The following is a 19,610-nucleotide window of genomic DNA, read 5'->3' on the forward strand; positions in this document are numbered from 1 at the left end:
TCAATAGCTGTCTGCTCCCCGTATATTATTTATCGGAGTCATTGTGGTCATCAAACATAAATTAAACCAGCTGCTCATTATCTTTAAACCTCGATACCTTATTTCATACCTCTTATTATTCTTACCTTTATTATCGATCCATCCTGCTGTAGCGGAGTGCACTCCGGGAAATACCGGTTCAGATGGCCCAGATCAAATTACCTGTGATGAAGATAACGATGCTGAAGACGCAGACGTTAATGCCTTGGGAGGCAATGACACCCTAAATCTAAATGGCGGCAACCTCAATAATGCCTATGGGGGATCCGGTGACGATGAAATCCATATTCTTGGGGCCATAGTGACCAACCTGGTTGATGGTGGCGATGGCGAAGATACTATTGTCTTGAACGAACGCAGTAGTGATGTTGGCACTTATCTTGGCGGTGGAGGTATTCACGGCGGTGCCGGCGATGATGATATTCAAATTCTGGACGGGTTGTCTTTCCATGTTTGGGGTGGCGATGGAAATGACAAAATCACCTTGGATGGTGGTTTTATTTTTAATTACCTGGATGCCGGCGAAGGGGACGACTATATCCACTGGGATGAGGGGCTCAGTAATGAAATTCGAGGTGGCAATGGCTCAGACACTCTGGTTATAGATTCCTACTCCTTCGAGGGCGACGCCATACTTAATGGTGGTGATGATCTCAGCGCTGAAGATGGTGATATTGATACTCTGATTTTCAAGCTGGATTATCGCGTAGATGGAACCCAGTTAGATAATTGGGAGAGGGTTGTTATCTGGGGTAGTTCTAAAATGATTTTTTCCGGCAGCCTCAACGTCGGCGGAGGCCAGGATAGCAATGGCAACCCTCTGGGATTGCACGTCAAGTGGGGAGGGCAAGCTTTTTTTGATACTGACGAATATACTGTGACTGGCAATGTTGCCAATGATGGAACTATCGATCTGGTTAATCAAAAATTCAATAAACTAACAGTAAAAAAAGATAGTAATGGTAACTATGGCCAATATATTGGCGGCAATGGCCGCCTATGGATGGATGTAATCCTTGAAGGTGATAATGCGGGAAGTGACCACCTGTTTATTGAAGGCGAAGCCAGCGGCACTACAGCAGTTACAGTTTTTAACCTTGATGGACAAGGAGCCCGCACCGAAGGTAACGGCATTAAACTAATTTCGGTATCAGAATCATCTACGGACAATGCTTTTGTGTTAAATGGTGATTATGTCACCAAGGATGACCAGCAAGCAGCTATTGGCGGAGCTTATGCTTATACCCTTCATCACAACGGAGTTTCAGGTAACAATGATGGTGACTGGTACCTGCGCTCTGTAGTAAATGACTCAAACAAATTTCCACAAGGTGGAATGACTCGCTGGCAACCCACTGCGGTATTATATGAATCCCTACCACAGATACTTCGCTCCCTGAACCTTCCCACCCCCTTACGCAGTCGTGTAGGAAACCGCTTTTGGGTGGGTAGCAGTTATAAAGATCTTCTTAATACTGATTACAGTAGTTCAGAAGAAACTGCTATCGATAGCAAAGGCCTGTGGATACGTAGTAGTGCACGTTATATTAGCGCCTCACCAAGCCAATCCACCACCTGGGCCAGCTGGGATCAAAATTATTTTCAATTGCAACTGGGAGCGGATTTACCCCTGAATGTTTCAGTCCTGGGCAGTTCGCCAGTTGCAAGTATGACCTTGCATTATGGCAATGCTAAAAATGATGTGGATTCATTCTTTGGCGATGGTGACATTGATGTCAGAAATTATGGTGTCAGCGCATACTTAACCTGGTACAGCTACCAGGGCTTATATCTGGATACGCAATTAAAACTGGACTGGTTTGACTTCGATTTTGATGCCTACGATCTACGTACTCTGCATAACAGTGGCGAAGCCTACGGTTATGCCATATCCATAGAGGGCGGATGGAGCTTCAAATTATACGATTACTATTCCATTACTCCTTTGGCCCAACTAATTTATACCTCTGAGGAAGCAGAGGATATCGAGGATACTTACGAAGTTCTCGTGAGTGATATCAATAACAATGGTCTTTTATTGCGCCTGGGTACCGCATTCGAGAAAAGAAAAAGCCAGCGCAAATCAAGCCGGAAAATGTATGGTTCGCTACCTTTGGAGCGCTTTAGCTTCTATATGACACCAAGCTTGATTTTTAATCTCGACCAGGAAACAGATTTGCTTGTTTCAGGAACCCGCCTATATCAGGAACCGGACAACTGGTTTGGTGAGCTTCGTATGGGCGCCAGTTATGAAGAGTGTGGAGATCATTGCTCAATATACTCAGAAATATTTTATTCAAGTAGCCTGGAAAATCTTGGGGATAGCTTTGTTGGTGGCCTGGAACTAGGTTTCCGCTATAAATGGTAGCAAGTACCAATTATAGCGGCTCATTATTAGCGCTTTTTATTGCAGCTTATCTAGCAATTGATATTCAGAAAATACCTTCTTTAACTTGCAATCATTGCCAGATTTCCTTTTCAGGTTTGTATTTTTTAAGCCAGATCCTTGGGCACCTGGTATTGTTAAAAACCGATCCCGCCAGTGACGGTGATCCGACACACGGACTGCCTTAGTTCCCTGCCTGATACTCATCGCCTTTAGCCAAATATCATCCGCATCAGGGCAAATTTTGAGGAATTTCTCACTATCAAACGCATCTTTATGCAAAGCATGAGGGTGATAAAGTACTCCTCCAACCCCGGTTGGGAATACCATATGGGAAGGTTTGGTATTGGAGAAGCCACACCAGCTTTCCCTCTTTAATCGCCATTTCTCATAGGGAAGTAGGTTTCCAGTCTTATCAAGGGTGATTTGATGGGCACGATGACAATGGATATATGAGGGTTCCCGTAAATAAGCCTGGTACAGCATATCAACCATGTCCGGTGGGTATAAGACATCGTCATCTACAGTAATTATTAAACTATCCGGGAACTGATTAAATGCGTAAAAGTATTTTTTATAAGAGCCAAGATCACCATCAACAAAAAAGATCTGAAGACCTCTCTGCTGCTGCTTCAGCAACATCTCCGGCACTTTTTCATCGGGAAAATTTTCTCTGGACAACCACAGAGCTATAGCGTCAGCCTTGAGGGATTGTTGGAATAAACTTTCCACACATAAATAAACATCATGGATACGTCGACCGAAGGATGTCAACGAAACAACGATTTTATCTGGCTTATTATTTCCTACCCCCTCTTCAACACTGGTTAGAGTTTGCTGGCTCAACAGATGACTGCGAACCAGAGACTCCAACTTTAAGTTGTTATTTAAATCGTGGCTTCTGAGCCTTTTTTTCAAAAAGTATTGAAGCATGTCATGTAACCGAAAAATATTTTTTTTGACCATCAAGGTAACCAAAATATGTCACTCTTCTGGTTACCTCTTATAAAAAATAATATACATCAAGGTGTACATGAAAAATGCTCAACAGTATCAAATTTGGAACTATGGTCCATTAACATAGATAAAAGAACTGTTGATACGCACCTTAAATAGAATAACTCACTGATTCGCGGCCATATTTAGTCAACTTATTCACAATAGCCAGGATTTACCCTGTCCAGTTTGCGCAGAAGTCCCGGCCACGCCAGCAAGCCTCCCTGGCTACCTGTAACCATGTCTCCCTCACTAACGATCTTATCCACAATTTCCTGGGGAACTGGGGTCAAAGGAGGATTACCGGCGAGCGCAGCAATTTGTATTTCACAGGCACGCTGCAGGATAAACATGGCGAGGAAGGTATCTGCAATGGTGGAGGCGCAGGTTAACAGGCCATGATTACGTAGGATCATGTAGTTCGCCATACCCAGGTCAGAGACCAACCGCGCTTTCTCATCTTCACGCACGGCAATGCCTTCATAATCATGGTAGGCAATGCTCGATAGGGGAAAAAGGGATTGCTGGGAAATCGGCAACAGCCCTTCGGCATGTGCTGAAACTGCCACACCCGCAGTAGTATGGGTATGCATAACACAGTGAGCATCCTCTCGAGCCTCGTGAATGGCACTGTGGATAGTGAATCCCGCGGGGTTCACCATCGCACCGCTGTCGTCAACCTTTTCCCCACCCAAGTCGATTTTGACCAGACTGGAAGCGGTAATTTCCTCGAAAAATACTCCAAACGGGTTAATCAGAAAGTGAGATTCGGGGCCCGGAATACGCACGGAAAGATGAGTGAAAATCGTATCATCCCAGCCGTAATGAGCGATTAGCCGGTAGGCTGCAGCCAAGTCGACACGTAATTGCCACTCTTCCTCACTGACCTTTCCCTTTAGTGAAGGCATGATTTCCAGTTGCATGATGCTCTCCTGTTTTCTTATTCGAGCCTCGATTCTGGATGAGCCTTACCGCAAAGACTGTCAATTTGTTTACACTTGGCGAATGAATACTATTGCGGCCATTTTAGATGCCTGTCCTCTGCTCTCCGGATTGCCAATTGAGGCCATGGAGCAGCTTGCGCAAGGAGCACAAGTACGGCGCTTCGGCACTGGGGATATGATTTATCCACCTGCCTCTTTACTGGAACGCCTGTCAATTATTGCCGAGGGGCAGGTACGTATTTGCTCGAGTAATATTTCAGGGCGCGAAGCCACACTTGCCATACTGGATTCCGGAGCCTGGTTTGGCGATACGGTATTTTGCCCTGGTACTCCCCGAGTATTTGGCGCCAACGCTCACAGTGACTGCACTATTGTGGATATTCAAGGCGAACAATTACGCAACTTGATGCGCCGCCATCCAGAGGCTTATCCAATAGTATTGGAACAAGTAAGCCTCCGCTTGTGGGCAGTAATGTCGATTATCCAGGACGACGTCCTGCGGGGTACCGAAGCAAGAGTTGCACGGCGCCTGTTCTTTATGGCACAGATGCATCACGGTAAGGATATTAGTGGCGCAGTGAGCTTTCGACTCACCCGTGAACTACTTGCCAACACCATGGGCATGACCCGGCAGGGAGTTCATCGCGTACTAAAAAATATTGAGTCTAAAGGGCTGATCGAGTCCTCTTACGGTCACATCAAAGTACCAGACTTAAGCCGTCTTCATGCCTATATTGAAGAACTTGATTAAATCACAGCCCGAGCAAACATTGGTTGGCCAGGCTATGACTGACAGAGTTTCTACCCAGCCTCTCCAATTTCTTCAGCCTGTTTATCTCCTGCCCCTTCCATCTCCCGGGCTTTCTTGCGGCCATAAAGAGCCAGCAACATGCCCGATGGGAACATCAGGACGCCATAGACCGCAGAGGGCACCGACATTTCACTGGAGTGTAGAAGAGTCAAGGTTACCATCAGGCCAATAGTGCCATTTTTAATACCTAATTCAGTAGCTACCGCCAAGCCCTCACGGCTAGGCAAGCCACAAAGCCGGCTGGCCATTAAACCCAACAAAACACCCAGAATATTTAACAGGACTACTGAAGGCCCGGCCTGGGTCGCCAGCTCATCAATACGATCGCGCATGCCCCACACAAGCCCTACCACAAGAATCAGCAACACCAACGCGCCAAAGATGCTGACAATACCCTCTGCACGGCTGGCCAAGTGAGGATTCCAGGCTCGCACCAACATCCCGATAACTACCGGCAGCAATACGATGACTGATAACATCACGACAGTTTTCGCAAACGGCAGCACTATTTCCTGTTCAGCACCGAAGTAGGTTCGCAGTGCATAGTTGGTGAAAAATGGCAGGCTGAGGATAGTGATCAGGCTTGCAGACACAGTAAGAACAATAGACAGGGCTACATTGCCACGGGCGAGCAGGGTGAAAAGATTTGAGGTAGTGCCTCCCGGACATGCCGCGATAATAACGAGACCTACGGCAATCGCAGGGGGCAGGCTAAGAAGCCAGCACAATGCGAAAGCAACAATCGGCATCAGGAGAATCTGGGTGATAGTACCCACCACCAAACCAGCGGGTTTCACAGTTACCTGATGGAAATCCTTGGCCGTCAGGGTCATCCCTATTCCGACCATAATAATAAACAGCGCAATCGGCAGACCGATTGAGATCATGGGTCCTGATTCCACACTAGCCTCCTGAGATTGTTATTATTTTGGTAACCCGGTTAGTAGGTGGCCACTTGATAGAGCGACACGCATGAAACACCTATGTAAAACCACTATTTCGAGTTACCAGATTTTATTTCGTATTTTTATTGTTTCGCTGTGCGATATTGAACCCTAGCACAGTCCACCGAAGAGTGCCGCCTCTGGTACACTGCCCAGCATTGATTTCAGGGCAGTCACACTTTTTATGTCACAGATTTTCCCTAGTGCACCAGTGGATCACTGGTCCAATTTACTATGGGCTGTGGGGAGTCCGGGTATTACTGGCTCACTTGAATCAAGTTTTTTACCCACAACATTGCCATGGTTGCCGGAGAAAAGACGAAAAAGGCTACTGGAGTATTTCGCTCAGTCACAAGTCAACAAGAAACTTTCACCGCAACTCGAGGCATTCCTGCAGCACTATAGCGAGCGCAAACCCACATCCCGATTGGGTGTGTACTTTGAGAGGCTGTGGGCCTTTGTCTTTGAACATCACCCCGACTACCAACTGCTGCACCACAACTTACCTCTGCGTATCGCTGGTAAAACATTGGGTGAACTGGACTTTGTGGTACGGCACCTCCCCAGTGATACTTGCGAACACTGGGAGGTTGCAGTGAAATTTTACCTGCAGCTACCTGGCCATTTTTGGATTGGCCCTGGGCTCAGGGATCGTCTGGACATCAAGCTGAGGCGTATGGCGGAGCACCAGCTGCCATTAATCCGGTGCCCTGAGGTAGTGCACCTTCTGCAAGATCTAAATTTAAAAATTGAACAGCAGTGGGCCTTGATACCCGGACGTTTGTTTTACGCATTGGAGGGCCCTGCTAAAGCCAGAGGGAAGCTATCAAAACGACAAATGCAATTCTGGTGGGCCGACCCGGATAGCTTCAACCTCTACTTAAGCACTTTCCCTCAATATCAATCTTTACGCTGGTTTTATTTACCTAAACCTACCTGGCTGGCTCCATTGCAACCGGACCTCACTAGCGAAAGTCACTCTGATGAGCTTCCGAAGGCTTTGGACAAAGCCCCTGTTGACCGTCCTCTATGTGTTGCGGCAAAGGATAAAAGCGGGGAAGTCTGCCGCGGATTCATTGTTCCAAAACACTGGTATCCAGAGGCACTGGCAAGCCTGACTGGCCACTGAAAACAGAGGTGAGTGTGGTGTACTCAGCGAGCAGCCCAAACAGCCTCTATCCGAAATATCCCTCCTAAAGTTGTCTCCTTTCCTTCCCTGTAGCTCGCCTAAGGCAAACAATTTCCGATTACTTATTGACATAGATCAATTTATATTTACAATTTTCAGAAATTTCTGAAACTTAAGAATTCCATGAAACTTTCCAGTCAAGCCCAGGCGTTCGTACTGCATTTCGGCGAGATGGGCAGCCGGTGGGGCTTTAATCGTACTGTCGGTCAGATGTTTGCGTTGCTCACTATCCACCCATCGCCCCTCAATGCAGAGCAACTTGCCCAGGCTCTCAAAATCAGCCGTGGCAATGTGAGTATGGGGCTTAAGGAGTTACAGGCCTGGCGATTGATCGAACTGCACCACCAGCCGGGAGATCGCAAGGATTACTTCACCGCAGCCGGTTCAATCTGGGACCTGGCACGCACAGTCTTTGAAGAGCGCCGAAAACGGGAACTAGACCCAACCCTGAGCCTACTGCGCCAGCTGTTGCTCAATGAGCCCCAGGATGAGCAGGAAGCCCAGGCCCAGGAAAAGATCCAGGAGGTCTACAGCCTATTGGAGTTACTGGAGGAGTTTGCCAATACACTGAGCAAACTGGAGCATGATGACCTGCTTAAATTGATGAAGCTTGGCTCAGGCATCGTCAAGCTGCTGGAACTCAAAAGCAGACTTACAGGGGGAACGTCAAGCTCCGACTAAAAGTACGCCACGGCAATAAAAGAAATACATAGAAGTAGTCAGCCCGGGGATTGAGAAATCCAGCGGGCTACAGAAAAAGCGGTATAAGGATATACCGCCGCCGACCCAGCGTCGGTAACCGCTCAAAAAATTACTGGCAGGTCCATACTTCTGCATTGGTGTTTTTTCGGGCACCCCCGGGTTACTCAGGAAGAGTACCCGGTTATCTGGTTAAAAATAGTTCCGACCAGCAGAGGCACCCATGCTAGATACTCTGATCCTCTCCAGAATACAGTTTGCCGCCAACATCAGTTTTCATATTTTATTTCCCACTATCACTATCGCTCTCGCCTGGATTATCGTCTTTTTCAAGCTCCGCTATGACCAGACGAATAATCCTGTTTGGATGCGCGCATATCGATTTTGGGTGAAGATCTTTGCCCTGACATTTGCCCTTGGGGTTGTCAGCGGTATTACCATGTCATTCCAGTTTGGCACCAACTGGCCAGGCTTTATGGCTCAAGTCGGTAATATCGCAGGGCCATTACTGGGTTATGAAGTACTCACTGCTTTTTTCCTCGAGGCCACATTCCTCGGTATTATGCTGTTTGGCATAAACCGCGTTCCCAGCAAAGTTCACACCTTCTCGGCATTTGTTGTAGCCATAGGCACAACACTCTCCGCCTTCTGGATTATCGCTCTTAACTCCTGGATGCAGACCCCTTCTGGCTTTGAAATGCGCGACGGTGTCGCTTACCCAGAAAGCTGGCTCGCAATTATTTTCAATGCCTCTTTTCCCTACCGCCTGACACATATGCTGCTGGCTTCGGGATTAACGGCAGCCTTCTTTGTCGCTGGAATCTCTGCCTATCGCATTCTGAAAGGCGACCCCAAACGCGCCCCGCGCCTGGCATTGAAAACCGGTCTGGTGCTGGCGGCAGTTCTCATTCCTATCCAGATTTTTGTGGGGGATTTACATGGTCTCAATACCTTTGAGCACCAGCCGCAAAAAGTGGCAGCTATGGAAGGTGTATGGGAAACGGAGAGAGGTGCGCCCTTACTGCTATTCGCAATTCCTGATGGCGAGGAGAAAACCAATCACTTCGAGATTGCCATCCCCAAAATGGCCAGCCTGATCCTAACCCACGAGCTGGATGGCGAAGTACGAGGTATTAATGAATTCCCAGGAGACCACCCCCCAGTAGCGCCGGTATTTTTCGCCTTTCGCATTATGGTGGGTGTAGGCCTGTTGATGCTCGCCGTGGCCTGGGGCGGCTGCTACCTGTTATGGCGGCGAAAAGAACTTCCTCGTTGGGCACTGAAAACCCTGGTGGGAATGACCTTTGCCGGCTGGGTAGCGACACTTGCCGGCTGGTATGTAACAGAGATCGGTCGCCAACCCTGGCTTGTTACAGGTGTATTAAAAACCGCTGACGCAGTCACCCAGCTACCTCCCTCTCATGTCGGCTTCTCGTTAACTCTTTACCTGATTGTCTACGTGATCCTTTTATACGCCTATATACACACCCTGAAAGTAATGGCCTTGAAGTCAGTCAAAGTGGAGGAGTTTGAGACACAAGAACCGCTCGCAGGAGGCAGCCTGACCAACCTGCCTCATTCAACCCAGAAGTCGACAAAGGGGGATTCACAATGAGTGAGGGGGCAACTTCCGCTGCCTATTGGCTGCCCGTAATTTTCATTGGCCTGATGGGGCTCGCAGTACTCGTGTACGCTATTCTCGACGGCTACGACCTGGGAGTCGGTATCCTACTTCCTATGGGCGAAGAGGATGAGCCTCAGCGAGACACTATGATCGCCTCAATTGGCCCCTTCTGGGATGCCAATGAAACCTGGCTGGTACTGGCTGTCGGCCTGCTGCTGATCGCCTTTCCAATCGCCCATAACCTGGTATTGATGCACCTTTATATTCCCGCGGCAATTATGTTGGTCGGGCTAATCATGCGAGGTGTGGCATTCGACTTCCGTGCCAAGGCCGCCGTAGGACACAAACTCGCCTGGGACCGAACTTTCAAAGCGGGCTCCCTCACCACCAGTCTCTCCCAGGGCTACATGCTGGGGCAGTATGTCATGGGTTTTACACCCGGCTGGCAGGCACAACTGTTCTCTGCCGTCAGTGCATTGGGTGTTACCGCCGCATACAGCTATATGGGCTCGGCCTGGCTGGTGTTAAAAACCGAAAATGAGCTACAGGCGCGCTCGGTGCGTTGGGCACGCAGGGCCGGTCGCGCAACCCTGCTCGGTGTTCTCTCGGTATCGGTAATCAACCCCTTGGTCAATCCAACCGTCTTTGATCGCTGGTTTACCTATCCGCTGGTAATGTTTGTGCTGCTGATCCCCACCCTTTGCTTCCTGGCCTTTATCTTTAATGATGTCCTGCTGGCAAGAATGCCGAAGAGTAATGACAGACATAGCGCTCTTCCCTTCACTATGGTGGTGATCATCTTCTTGATGTGCTTTATCGGCTTAGCTTTCAGTTTCTTTCCCGATATCGTGCCGGGACAGCTGAATATTTGGCAGGCGGCCAGCGCCACTGCATCACTCAAGTTCATTTTGGTTGGTGCGCTGATTGTTATACCAGTCATTCTTGCCTATACCGCTTTTTCTTACCGGGTATTTCGCGGCAAAGCAACCGAGCTTCACTATCACTGAAGAAATAGTTTCCACTTTCAAGGGGTAGCAACATCTATTCAAATAAAATTTGGTAGCGCGGAACTACCCCACAAATCAAACAAAATCCCCTTGCTCGCCGAAATTGGTACGATAATAATCATCAATTCCAGAAGACAATTTTTTACAAGGAAGTAAAGCGCATTTCTGGCGCTTTCAGATTGCGCTTGTCTAAGGGGGAGGTGAATTTGAACCAAATCGATCGACGGGCTATCAGCCGGCGCGACACTGCTAGTCCGCGCAAACCACAACGTAAGAACGGCCGCGAGAAATACGAGAAGCTTCTCGATGCGCTGGAAACCTTAATCGCTGAGCAGGATTCAACCGATATCAGCCTCGCAAACCTGAGCCAGGTAGCCGGGGTTCCTGCAGCATCTGTCTACCATTTCTTTCCCAGTGTGGATGCCAGCCTTACTGCCCTGGCAGAACGGCACTACAAGTCTTTCGGAGACGTAGTGCTGGGCCATTCAGACTTTTCACCTGCGGAAAGTTGGCAGGATATGCTCAATCAGCTGTGTGATCTGGTACGCAGCTACTATGAAGACAATATTTCTGCACTGAAGGTACACTACGGACCGCAATCCAGCTGGGCATTGCGTCAACTGCAAATGGAAAATAACTGGCGTTTGGCAGACACCTTGATAAAGAATCTGTCTCGCGAGTTTGAACTGCCTCCATCGCAGGATTGGCGCGACCGCTTTATGTGTGCGATCAATATCAATGACTCTTTCTGCTCCCAGGCTTACTCGCGTTTCGGAAGAATAACCGATGAGTCCGCGGCTGAAGGTAAGCGAGCGGCAGCCGCATACTTGAAGCTTTACCTGGGAGAACTGTTACAGAGGCGCCAACTGCGCTTCGCTCCGCTGGAGGCTTCGGCCTAAACAGCGTACAGGCCTCTTTTAGTAGAGGATTCTCAATCCACTCTTGCTTAAAAAATAAACCCGGCAACAAAATTGCCGGGTTTATTTTTGCCCATCACTTATTCGCCACATCCTATTCTTCAATTCCAACAAACTCAAAAACAAATAACCATCACAACCCAAAACCCCTAAATCATTAGCTTTCCAAAAACGAAGGCCTATTTGAAAAAGAAAAATATCATCAACTTCCCAGGTAAAATAAATCACGGAAACTTCTTTAAAAATCACTCGTTTATTACTACTTATTCTTGATTTTTCATCGATATCTGTCATCACAAATTGCCCATTTCCGCCCTAAAAGGGCAGTATTCAATCGACCCATTTGTGACCATCTGGACCCGAACTAGAATTCGTAGTGAAACTCTTACTGGATCAAGTGGAGGTTCTCATATGCCCATTGCCGCGCACGAGCTGGAATCGGACTTCCCAGAGTATGCAGAAACCATCAAGATACTTCTAAGGGATGACCTGCAATTCAAACTGGAGAACGACCTCTACCGAAAACTTGATAAACAAATTCGCGGTCTTCAAGACAGCGGGATAGGCACTGATGACGACCACTACTCCAGCCTAAAAAAACAGCGTGCTTATCTTAAGCAGCATCTCTATAACCGCATCACAGGAATGATTACCCATCATTAATTTGCGATGGCTATTGTCTGGACATTGCCGGCGCCATTCAGCACACTGAAATCACAAGCAATCAGAACAAGTTGATGGCGCCATGCAACTCTACCTGACTTATTCCTCTCCCTTTTCTCGAACTGCCCGTATTGTCGTTCATGAACATAAACTCCAGTCTGTTATCACTGAGCAATTTTCCCATCCATTTCAAAATGAACAGGAATTAATCTCCAGCAATCCCCTTGGCAAAGTGCCCTGCCTGAATCTGGACAATGGCAGTGCCATTATGGACAGCGAAGTTATTTGTGCCTACCTGGACAAACAACTTGGAGATGGCCACCTGAGTAAAGCCATGGAGAATGACTGGGATCTGCGCACACTTTACAGCACGACCTCAGGATTGATGGAAACCCTGGTGCAGCGACAAATGGAAAAACTGCGTAAGCACGAAGGATTGCACTCAGAATTCTGGTGGCAACGTTTTAACGACGCAATCACCAGGGCACTGGACTTCCTTGAGTCAAATGTATCAAAGCTCCCCAAACAGCTCAGCCTGATCCATATTAACCTTGGCTCAGCCCTGTCATATCTGGACTTCCGTCATGATGATTTCGATTGGCGCAATGGACGACCACAGTTAACTGCCCTATCGGAAAACCTTGAAGCTCGTGAAAGCTTTCGTGCCACTCACTTGCACGAATAACCTTAGTTTCCACCCTCAGGCCAGGTTTCAATTCCTGGTCTCATAAATTCTTCTCTAAACTGTCATATCCTATCGATAGCCTGAGCGCTTTTTGAGGCGCCGCCATGTCAAATAGATCGAAGAGCCCTTCGTGGATACTTCTACACGGCGCCGCTATTGTGGCGGTAACCTGTAGCCTTTTCAGTGGATTGCGTATTGCAACCCTGGATAAGCCTGCGCTTATTACTATTGCAGAGCTTCTCCCCCAAGGAGAGGTCCATACTGTTCACTTTGTCTCCGCAATTTTACTTTCCCTGGCCGCTGCAGGATATTTGATCTCACGCATCCCCTATTTTCGAAACCTGTCTGGAATATCGACGCCCAAGCCTATCAATTATCACAGACTAGTTACCTGGGGTGGTGTTTCCCTGCTTATAACTTCACTGTTGAGCGGTTGGATGCTGTTTAACGGCCTGGGCCCACTCCCCTGGCTTCGCTCGATTCACTTTTGTAGCGCCATCGGACTTGTCTTTTATATTTTTATGCACGGCGGTGTTTACCTTATGCAATTTGGCTTGCGTGCACTTCCATTTATCCTCAAACCATCACTGCCCAAAAGACAATACCTTCCTTTAGTTTCACTATCTCTAGGCACGTTCTCCCTTGGCTTTCTTTTAGTGGGAAGCTGGTATTTAATTCACGGATATTCCCATCACCCCCTGGCAGTCGCCGGGATTTCACCAAATACCATCATCAACATCGATGGCATGGCCTCAGAACCACAATGGCAACAGGCTCAAATACTCACCTTACGTACTGATGGTGGGGCCAATTTTTATAAAGGCCGCTCCGATGTGCAGTTAAAGGCCCTGCAAAATGGTCAGGAAATTTTTTTTCATATCACCTGGCAAGATCCCAATGAGAGCCTCGCCCACCTGCCCTTGAAAAAAACTACAGAAGGTTGGGAAATCTTGCAATCAGGCTATAAGATATTTGATGAAAAACGTCATTACGAAGATAAATTCGCAATACTCCTTTCTGAAAACTGCTCTTTCGCCGCAGCTGGCACCGCCCATTTGGGACAATCCCCACTGGCTGATAAACCCGCAAACTGGCACGGCAAGGGCTACCATTACAGTACCTCCGAGCAGGTGCATGACCTCTGGCACTGGAAGGCAGTACGTACCAATAAGATGCACCTGGCTGATGACAACTTTATCGGCAAACCGGATAAAGTGCGTCCCGGTGCACGTCGCTATACCGCAGGTTACCAGCAGGATAGCAAAGAGTCCGGTGCTTATAGAATGAACTGGAAGTGGTATTCTCCCACTACAATCACCCCCAAGCGCCTACCTGCAAAAACAGATCAGCTGGCTCCCTATCAGTATTCTCTCCCCCACAGTCAAAGCCCGGATTGGACTATTTCCTGGTTCGATTACCAACCCTATTCTTCAAGTCACGACCAATTCCCATTGGGTACCTTGATGCCCTCGGTGCTGTATACCTCCAATCGCTTTGAGGGCGACCGTGCAGATGTCCGCGCTCGTGGTATCTGGCGCGATGGCCACTGGTCCCTGGAATTGGTGCGCAAACTGGATACCGGCTCTTCCCAAGATATTCCTATTGTGGACGGCATCTGCATGTGGGTCTCCGCCTTTGACCGTGCACAAATTGCCCATACTCGCCACAGCCGCGCCATTCAACTCAGCTTTGATAAAACCTTATGATACTTCGCCTACTTCTGGTCTTCGCTCTACCTTTCACACTGGTTGCGGCAGCAATAGTCCGTGCCCCACAAAATCCTGAGCCACCGGAACATTACTTGGTCAAGGTCAATATGCAGGGGGAGTTACTCGGCGCCTGGGAAGGTCCCTGGTCCTGCGTCTGTGACAAGCGTAGTGGTCTCTTATGGGAAGTAAAAACCGACAACGAGGACATCCACGATGGACGCTGGACCTACTCCTGGTTTATTGATAGCGAAGGCGTTGCCAATAATGGCGACTGCTACTTTGAGCTGGACCGCTGCGATACTGAAGACCTGATCCGGCACACTAATCGCGAGCGCCTGTGTCAAGCAGGCAACTGGCGCCTGCCCACTCTCAGTGAGATCAATACGATTATCAGCAAAGACAATAAACCGGGCAGCCCGACAATTGAGTCCGAGTACTTTCCAAAAACCATGCGAGGCGATTACTGGACCAGTGAAAATAAACAGAAACTGAGCGGTATTTACCGCTATTTAACAGTCGGCGGTACTGCTGTGAATTTTATTGGTGGGGACAGGGTCACAATTCCCTATCGTAATGCCGCATTCGTCCGCTTGGTAACCAGTCGTTCAACAGCCTGTCACAAAGCTCCTCAATAATGCCTGCGCGTTGCTGCCATGCAATCCACCCCCCCTCCAGGCCGCGACGCTCTCACAAAAATGGTCCCAATTTCCAAAGGATTTCTCTAATGAGACGATATTTTGGCAGTGCTCTTACAATCTCGGCGTTATTACTTACAATGGGTGCCAGTGCCGCAACTAAACATTACAGGCTCTCTTGGGATGGTGATGCTTCCAGCAGCGCAGTGATTGGCTTTTCACCTGACGGCAGTAGCAATAACCCCTACCTAAACTATGGCTACTCCACCGACGAAAGTAACTGGAATAGTGCCTATGTCAGCAACAGCGAAAGCTTCGATGGCGGTATCACCAGTCACTTCGTGCGCTTACAGGATTTAAATGCAGACTCTCCCGTATATTTTCGTATCTGTGATCAAGATGGCTGCGGGGATCGTTTTTGGTTCCGAACTGCACCTGCGCACAATTCCCCATTTGTAGTGGTTGCCGGCGGTGATACCCGAACTGGCCATACCACCCGCCGGCAGGGGAATGAGCTGCTCGCAAAAATTCGCCCCCTCGCCGTTATGCACGGTGGAGACTTTACCAACGCGAATAGTGCATCGGAAATGCGTGAGTTTCTGGACGACTGGGAGCTGACTTATTCCAGCGATAATATCGATGGTTACAGTTACAAACGCATCTACCCGTTAATTCCCACACACGGCAATCATGAGGACGATAATTATTCCACCATCTGCCAGGTCTTCGGAGTGGACTTTAATGGCGACGGTGACTGCTCTCCCAGCGACACCTATGGTGCTGTGCAGGTTTCTCCCCTATTGCGTGTATATACCCTCAACAGCCAGTTCCAGAGCAGTGGCTGGTCCTCCTATGCAACTGCCATGAATAACTGGCTTGAAAGTGACTTATCAGCATCAGGCAGTGCAGCCAGCTGGCGCTTTGCGCAATACCATAAGCCTTTATTTCCCCACTACACAGGCAAGTCTGACAACCCCACCCTGTTCAGCTGGTGGGCACAGCCTTTCTACGATTACGCCATGAACCTGGTAGTGGAGTCCGATACCCACCTCACCAAACTTACCGAGGCAGTCATCCCAAGTGGTAGTAACTTCTCCACAACCACTTCCGGCGGCACTGTCTATGTCGGGGAGGGCAGCTGGGGGGCTCCGGCCCGGTCTGCCAACGATGCCAAGTCCTGGACTATCGACATGGCCAGTATCCAGCAATTCAAAGTAATTCAGGTGAGTGCAGAGGAACTGGTGGTGCGTACTGCCAAATTTAACGATACCGCCAGCACCTTATCGCGAGAAGATCGCACCGCAGATCCACTGGTATTACCCAGTAACGTGAATTGGTGGAGTGCCAACCGTATCGGTGAGGCCATGACTTTAATACGCAACAGCGCGGACCGCAGCGTTATTTCTGAAGATGGCAGCGGCAGCAACAACTTTATATTGCCAGTGACTGACGATGTGTTTATTTCTTCACGCTACTCATCCAGTAATTTTGATGGGGATTCCGATGGGCTGCTTGCCGATGGCAGTGACTCCACTTTTGGTACCCTGTACTCGCTGATCAAGTTCGACCTCTCAGACCTCACCGCCTGTAGCTCGATCAATACCGCCACATTGGAGCTGAATGTCACCAATAGGTCCGGCAATACCTACGGTGTTTACCTGGCCGCAAATGATTGGCAAGAGGAGTCTGTAACCTGGAACTCCGTTGGCGGTTCCTCGGTGCGCGATGACCTGGCAGAGAGTTTTGTCCCGTTCTACACAGGTGTTGAGCGAATCGACCTGACTTCTTCAGGGCTTATAGAAAGCTGGATAAATAGTGGCAATACCGGCCTGGTTATCGCTCCCCGCTCAGGCAGCAACGGGGTCGACTTCACCTCCAAGGAAACCGGTACCTCGGCGAAGTTAACGGTTGAGGCCGACTGCACCACTATTGCCGGACCTCTACCCAAAGCTGTAAAAACCGATGATTTTACTTTGCTATGGCGTAACGAGATTAAAGTTCCGGTCAAACTTATCGAAGAGCCTGCCGAATTTAATCAGGGCCAGGGGATTGCCACTCACCTTCAAGCGGCCCTCCCTGATCATGGTGGGCGCACCTACCAAGCCGCCAAACATCAAACGCAGATCGGTACTGCTCAAGGCGAGGCTGGCTGAGGGATCATCACTGTGCCGACCGGGATAGCCATGTAACACCCCGTTCTGCACCACGACCAGGTATTTCTCGCTGGTGTCGGTCATATCAATATTCAGGCGGATCTCCGCATCCGCCGCTTTCTCTCCGTTTAGTCGCACGGCCATGGCATCGAATAACAGCTGCAAGGGCACCCTGGCGACTATTTCTTCAGCCGGCAATACCTCTTCTCGAAATTCAACACCATGACGCAATTCTTTCGCACCTGAGAGGTAAAAATTGCGCCAAATACCGGATTCTGCCTGGTAACCCAGCTGCTCCAGGCTGTCGGCTAGCAGGTAACGGGCCTGGTCGTTATCCGGCTCGGCAAAAACCAAATGCTTCAGTACCATGGCCACCCAGCGGTAGTTACCGCGAGCAAAGTCCCGCCGTGCCCGCGCCATAATGCTTTCCTCCCCCCCCATATATTCCACATAGCGATGAGCCGCCTCTTCCTGGGGAACCGGGTGCAGGTTAGCCGGATTGCCATCGAAATAACCTAAATAGCGATTGTATACAGCCTTGGCACCGACATTAACCGTGCCGTAATACCCTCGGTTAGCCCAGGCCTGTGAAAGGCTTTCAGGCAATTCCAGCCTCTCAGCAACTTCGATCATGTCATAGCCGTGATTGGCGAGGCGCAGCGTTTGGTCGTGGATATATTTGTACAGGTCCCGCTGCTTGGCGAGATAATCCATAGCCTCCCCTTTCCCCCAGGTAGGCCAGTGATGGCTACTGAATACTACTTCTGTCTCCCCACCAAACTTCTCCATCGCAAATTCAATGTAACGACTCCAGGCCAGGGCGTCTCTTGTTTTGGCACCACGCAGGGTATAGATATTGTGCAGTGTATGGTTGGCTATTTCACTCATACATAACGCTTTAAACTGGGGAAAGAAAAATACCATTTCAGTCGGCGCTTCCGCCCCCGGAGTATTAATAAACTCAATCTCCACGCCGTCAATTTTCATTTGTGCACCGGCTTCAGGGATTACAACCGTTGGTGTGGCAATGCCATGCTCACCATCGGATACCCGGTTGCCAAGCCCTGAAGAAACAAACCCATCAGGGCTTGAGGGCAAGAGGTCACCAAACTGGTATAAGGCGCGCCGTTGCATCACATTGCCAGAGCGCACATTCTCGCTGATCGCTTCCTCTGCAAATCCCTCTGGAGCAATAATATCAATCGAACCACTCTGCAGTTGCTCAGCCGTCAGGACCCCCGTCACCCCGGCAAAATGATCCGCGTGGCTATGGGTAAAAATCACCGCGCTGACCGGCCTCTCTCCCAGAGATTTATTGGCCAGGGCGAGCGCCGCAGACGCAGTTTCCGCAGATGTCAGGGGATCGATAACAATCCAGCCGTTATCCCCCTTTACCAGGGTCATATTCGCCAGGTCCAGGGAGCGCACCTGGTAGATACCATCCACCACCTTAAACAACCCATTGTTCAACGCGTTGAGCTGGGCCTGCCGCCATAAGCTGGGGTTTACCGTATGAGCAGAACTACCTTGCAGGAACTGCATCTGGGATAAACCATACACCTCACGTCCCTCAGTATTTTTAATCTGGGCGCCGGGAATAGTGGCAATAAATCCTCGTTTGGCCAGTTCAAAATCTGTCTTATCAGTAAATGGTAAGCGATCAGAAACTGTTTGGTTGTGGACGATAGTTGCCTTCGAGGCAGGCTTTATTTCAGCATTGAAGATATCAATACCGGCTTCGGGTTCACTGCCACAGGCAATGAGGAAAAGTGATAACAATAATATCAATGAACGCATAGAGGCTCCCCCAGGCTGGTTACGCATGACACTCCATTTCCATACTTAAGACAGGAGAGGGTAACCAGATACAAAATGGTCCCCCACTCTAATTCCCTGAAACCTCGGTGGAATTCTGCCAACGAAAGACAGAAAAAGTCACACCATTCAAAAGGAAAGCTATTTGTTGTTTTTGCCGCCGAAATTTAGTTGGCGCAAATTAAGCCAAATCCGCTGTAAGAACCTTGATATTCAAGCGACGAAATAAGTAGTAATTTATATTTCTTCAAGGCGGCAGAAAAAACCGTTACGACCAAGTCAACAAACAATAATTTCCAGCGCCCCTATAAATCAGCTTAAAAATGAAATACGCGAAATTTAACCCTGCTCTTGAGCAACCCTTCACGATTAACAAACAGGATTTAACCAGACG

The 19,610-nt window shown here is 48.9% G+C and carries 16 protein-coding genes and 1 pseudogene; 12 read left to right on the forward strand and 5 right to left on the reverse strand.

Going from position 1 to position 19,610, the window contains the following annotated elements:
* The first annotated feature begins 43 nt into the window (after positions 1–43).
* Positions 44–2,407 (forward strand): autotransporter family protein, encoded by a 2,364-nt coding sequence (locus tag ACJJI7_RS03310; protein WP_282952445.1) that lies wholly within the window; start codon positions 44–46, stop codon positions 2,405–2,407.
* A 36-nt stretch (positions 2,408–2,443) separates the two neighbouring features.
* Here ACJJI7_RS03310 and ACJJI7_RS03315 read toward each other — a convergent pair whose 3' ends face one another.
* Positions 2,444–3,391 carry a glycosyltransferase family 2 protein gene (locus tag ACJJI7_RS03315; protein ID WP_444900966.1) on the reverse strand — a complete coding sequence of 316 codons (948 nt, stop codon included), beginning with the start codon at positions 3,389–3,391 and terminating at the stop codon, positions 2,444–2,446.
* 185 nt (positions 3,392–3,576) lie between these two features.
* Positions 3,577–4,344 carry a class II aldolase/adducin family protein gene (locus tag ACJJI7_RS03320; RefSeq protein ID WP_020414566.1) on the reverse strand — a complete coding sequence of 256 codons (768 nt, stop codon included), beginning with the start codon at positions 4,342–4,344 and terminating at the stop codon, positions 3,577–3,579.
* Here ACJJI7_RS03320 and ACJJI7_RS03325 point away from each other — a divergent pair.
* Entirely contained in the window at positions 4,328–5,116 is a 789-nt protein-coding gene (locus tag ACJJI7_RS03325) for a Crp/Fnr family transcriptional regulator (protein WP_211214950.1), read from the forward strand. The genes ACJJI7_RS03320 and ACJJI7_RS03325 overlap by 17 nt on opposite strands.
* A 50-nt stretch (positions 5,117–5,166) precedes the next feature.
* On the opposite strand, the gene ACJJI7_RS03330 is transcribed toward ACJJI7_RS03325, so the two are convergent.
* Positions 5,167–6,078 (reverse strand): bile acid:sodium symporter family protein, encoded by a 912-nt coding sequence (locus ACJJI7_RS03330; protein WP_026305232.1) that lies wholly within the window; start codon positions 6,076–6,078, stop codon positions 5,167–5,169.
* Between the two features lie 226 nt (positions 6,079–6,304).
* Between ACJJI7_RS03330 and ACJJI7_RS03335 the strand changes: the two genes are divergently transcribed.
* From ACJJI7_RS03335 to ACJJI7_RS03355, 5 genes are all read left to right on the forward strand, one after another.
* Entirely contained in the window at positions 6,305–7,249 is a 945-nt protein-coding gene (locus ACJJI7_RS03335; RefSeq protein WP_020414563.1) for a DUF1853 family protein, read from the forward strand.
* Positions 7,250–7,432: 183 nt separating this feature from the next.
* A complete protein-coding gene (locus ACJJI7_RS03340) occupies positions 7,433–7,990 on the forward strand; it encodes a GbsR/MarR family transcriptional regulator (RefSeq protein ID WP_020414562.1) in 558 nt (185 codons plus the stop codon).
* Between the two features lie 241 nt (positions 7,991–8,231).
* Positions 8,232–9,623 (forward strand): cytochrome ubiquinol oxidase subunit I, encoded by a 1,392-nt coding sequence (locus ACJJI7_RS03345; RefSeq protein WP_020414561.1) that lies wholly within the window; start codon positions 8,232–8,234, stop codon positions 9,621–9,623.
* Entirely contained in the window at positions 9,620–10,639 is a 1,020-nt protein-coding gene (locus ACJJI7_RS03350) for a cytochrome d ubiquinol oxidase subunit II (RefSeq protein ID WP_020414560.1), read from the forward strand. The genes ACJJI7_RS03345 and ACJJI7_RS03350 overlap by 4 nt, the downstream gene beginning before the upstream one ends.
* A gap of 206 nt (positions 10,640–10,845) precedes the next feature.
* On the forward strand, positions 10,846–11,538 hold the full coding sequence (locus tag ACJJI7_RS03355) for a TetR/AcrR family transcriptional regulator (protein ID WP_157533611.1): 693 nt from the start codon (positions 10,846–10,848) through the stop codon (positions 11,536–11,538).
* 81 nt (positions 11,539–11,619) lie between these two features.
* Here ACJJI7_RS03355 and ACJJI7_RS03360 read toward each other — a convergent pair whose 3' ends face one another.
* Complete coding sequence (locus tag ACJJI7_RS03360) at positions 11,620–11,850, reverse strand: hypothetical protein (RefSeq protein WP_020414558.1); 231 nt, start codon at positions 11,848–11,850, stop codon at positions 11,620–11,622.
* A gap of 117 nt (positions 11,851–11,967) precedes the next feature.
* Here ACJJI7_RS03360 and ACJJI7_RS03365 point away from each other — a divergent pair, with 117 nt between their 5' ends.
* From ACJJI7_RS03365 to ACJJI7_RS03385, 5 genes and pseudogenes are all read left to right on the forward strand, one after another.
* Positions 11,968–12,219, forward strand: a complete 252-nt coding sequence (locus ACJJI7_RS03365) for an HP1242/YdcH family protein (RefSeq protein WP_020414557.1) — start codon at positions 11,968–11,970, stop codon at positions 12,217–12,219.
* Between the two features lie 82 nt (positions 12,220–12,301).
* Positions 12,302–12,904, forward strand: a complete 603-nt coding sequence (locus tag ACJJI7_RS03370) for a glutathione S-transferase family protein (RefSeq protein ID WP_020414556.1) — start codon at positions 12,302–12,304, stop codon at positions 12,902–12,904.
* A gap of 104 nt (positions 12,905–13,008) precedes the next feature.
* Complete coding sequence (locus ACJJI7_RS03375) at positions 13,009–14,610, forward strand: ethylbenzene dehydrogenase-related protein (RefSeq protein ID WP_444900965.1); 1,602 nt, start codon at positions 13,009–13,011, stop codon at positions 14,608–14,610.
* Positions 14,607–15,248, forward strand: a complete 642-nt coding sequence (locus tag ACJJI7_RS03380; protein WP_282952441.1) for an Lcl C-terminal domain-containing protein — start codon at positions 14,607–14,609, stop codon at positions 15,246–15,248. Before ACJJI7_RS03375 ends, ACJJI7_RS03380 begins: the two co-directional genes overlap by 4 nt.
* A gap of 140 nt (positions 15,249–15,388) precedes the next feature.
* Positions 15,389–17,098, forward strand: a pseudogene (locus ACJJI7_RS03385) (DNRLRE domain-containing protein); the annotation flags it as partial.
* Between the two features lie 126 nt (positions 17,099–17,224).
* On the opposite strand, the gene ACJJI7_RS03390 reads toward ACJJI7_RS03385, so the two are convergent.
* A complete protein-coding gene (locus ACJJI7_RS03390) occupies positions 17,225–19,225 on the reverse strand; it encodes an alkyl/aryl-sulfatase (RefSeq protein ID WP_475717107.1) in 2,001 nt (666 codons plus the stop codon).
* Between the last annotated feature and the right edge of the window lie 385 nt (positions 19,226–19,610).

Source organism: Microbulbifer variabilis (assembly GCF_056232115.1).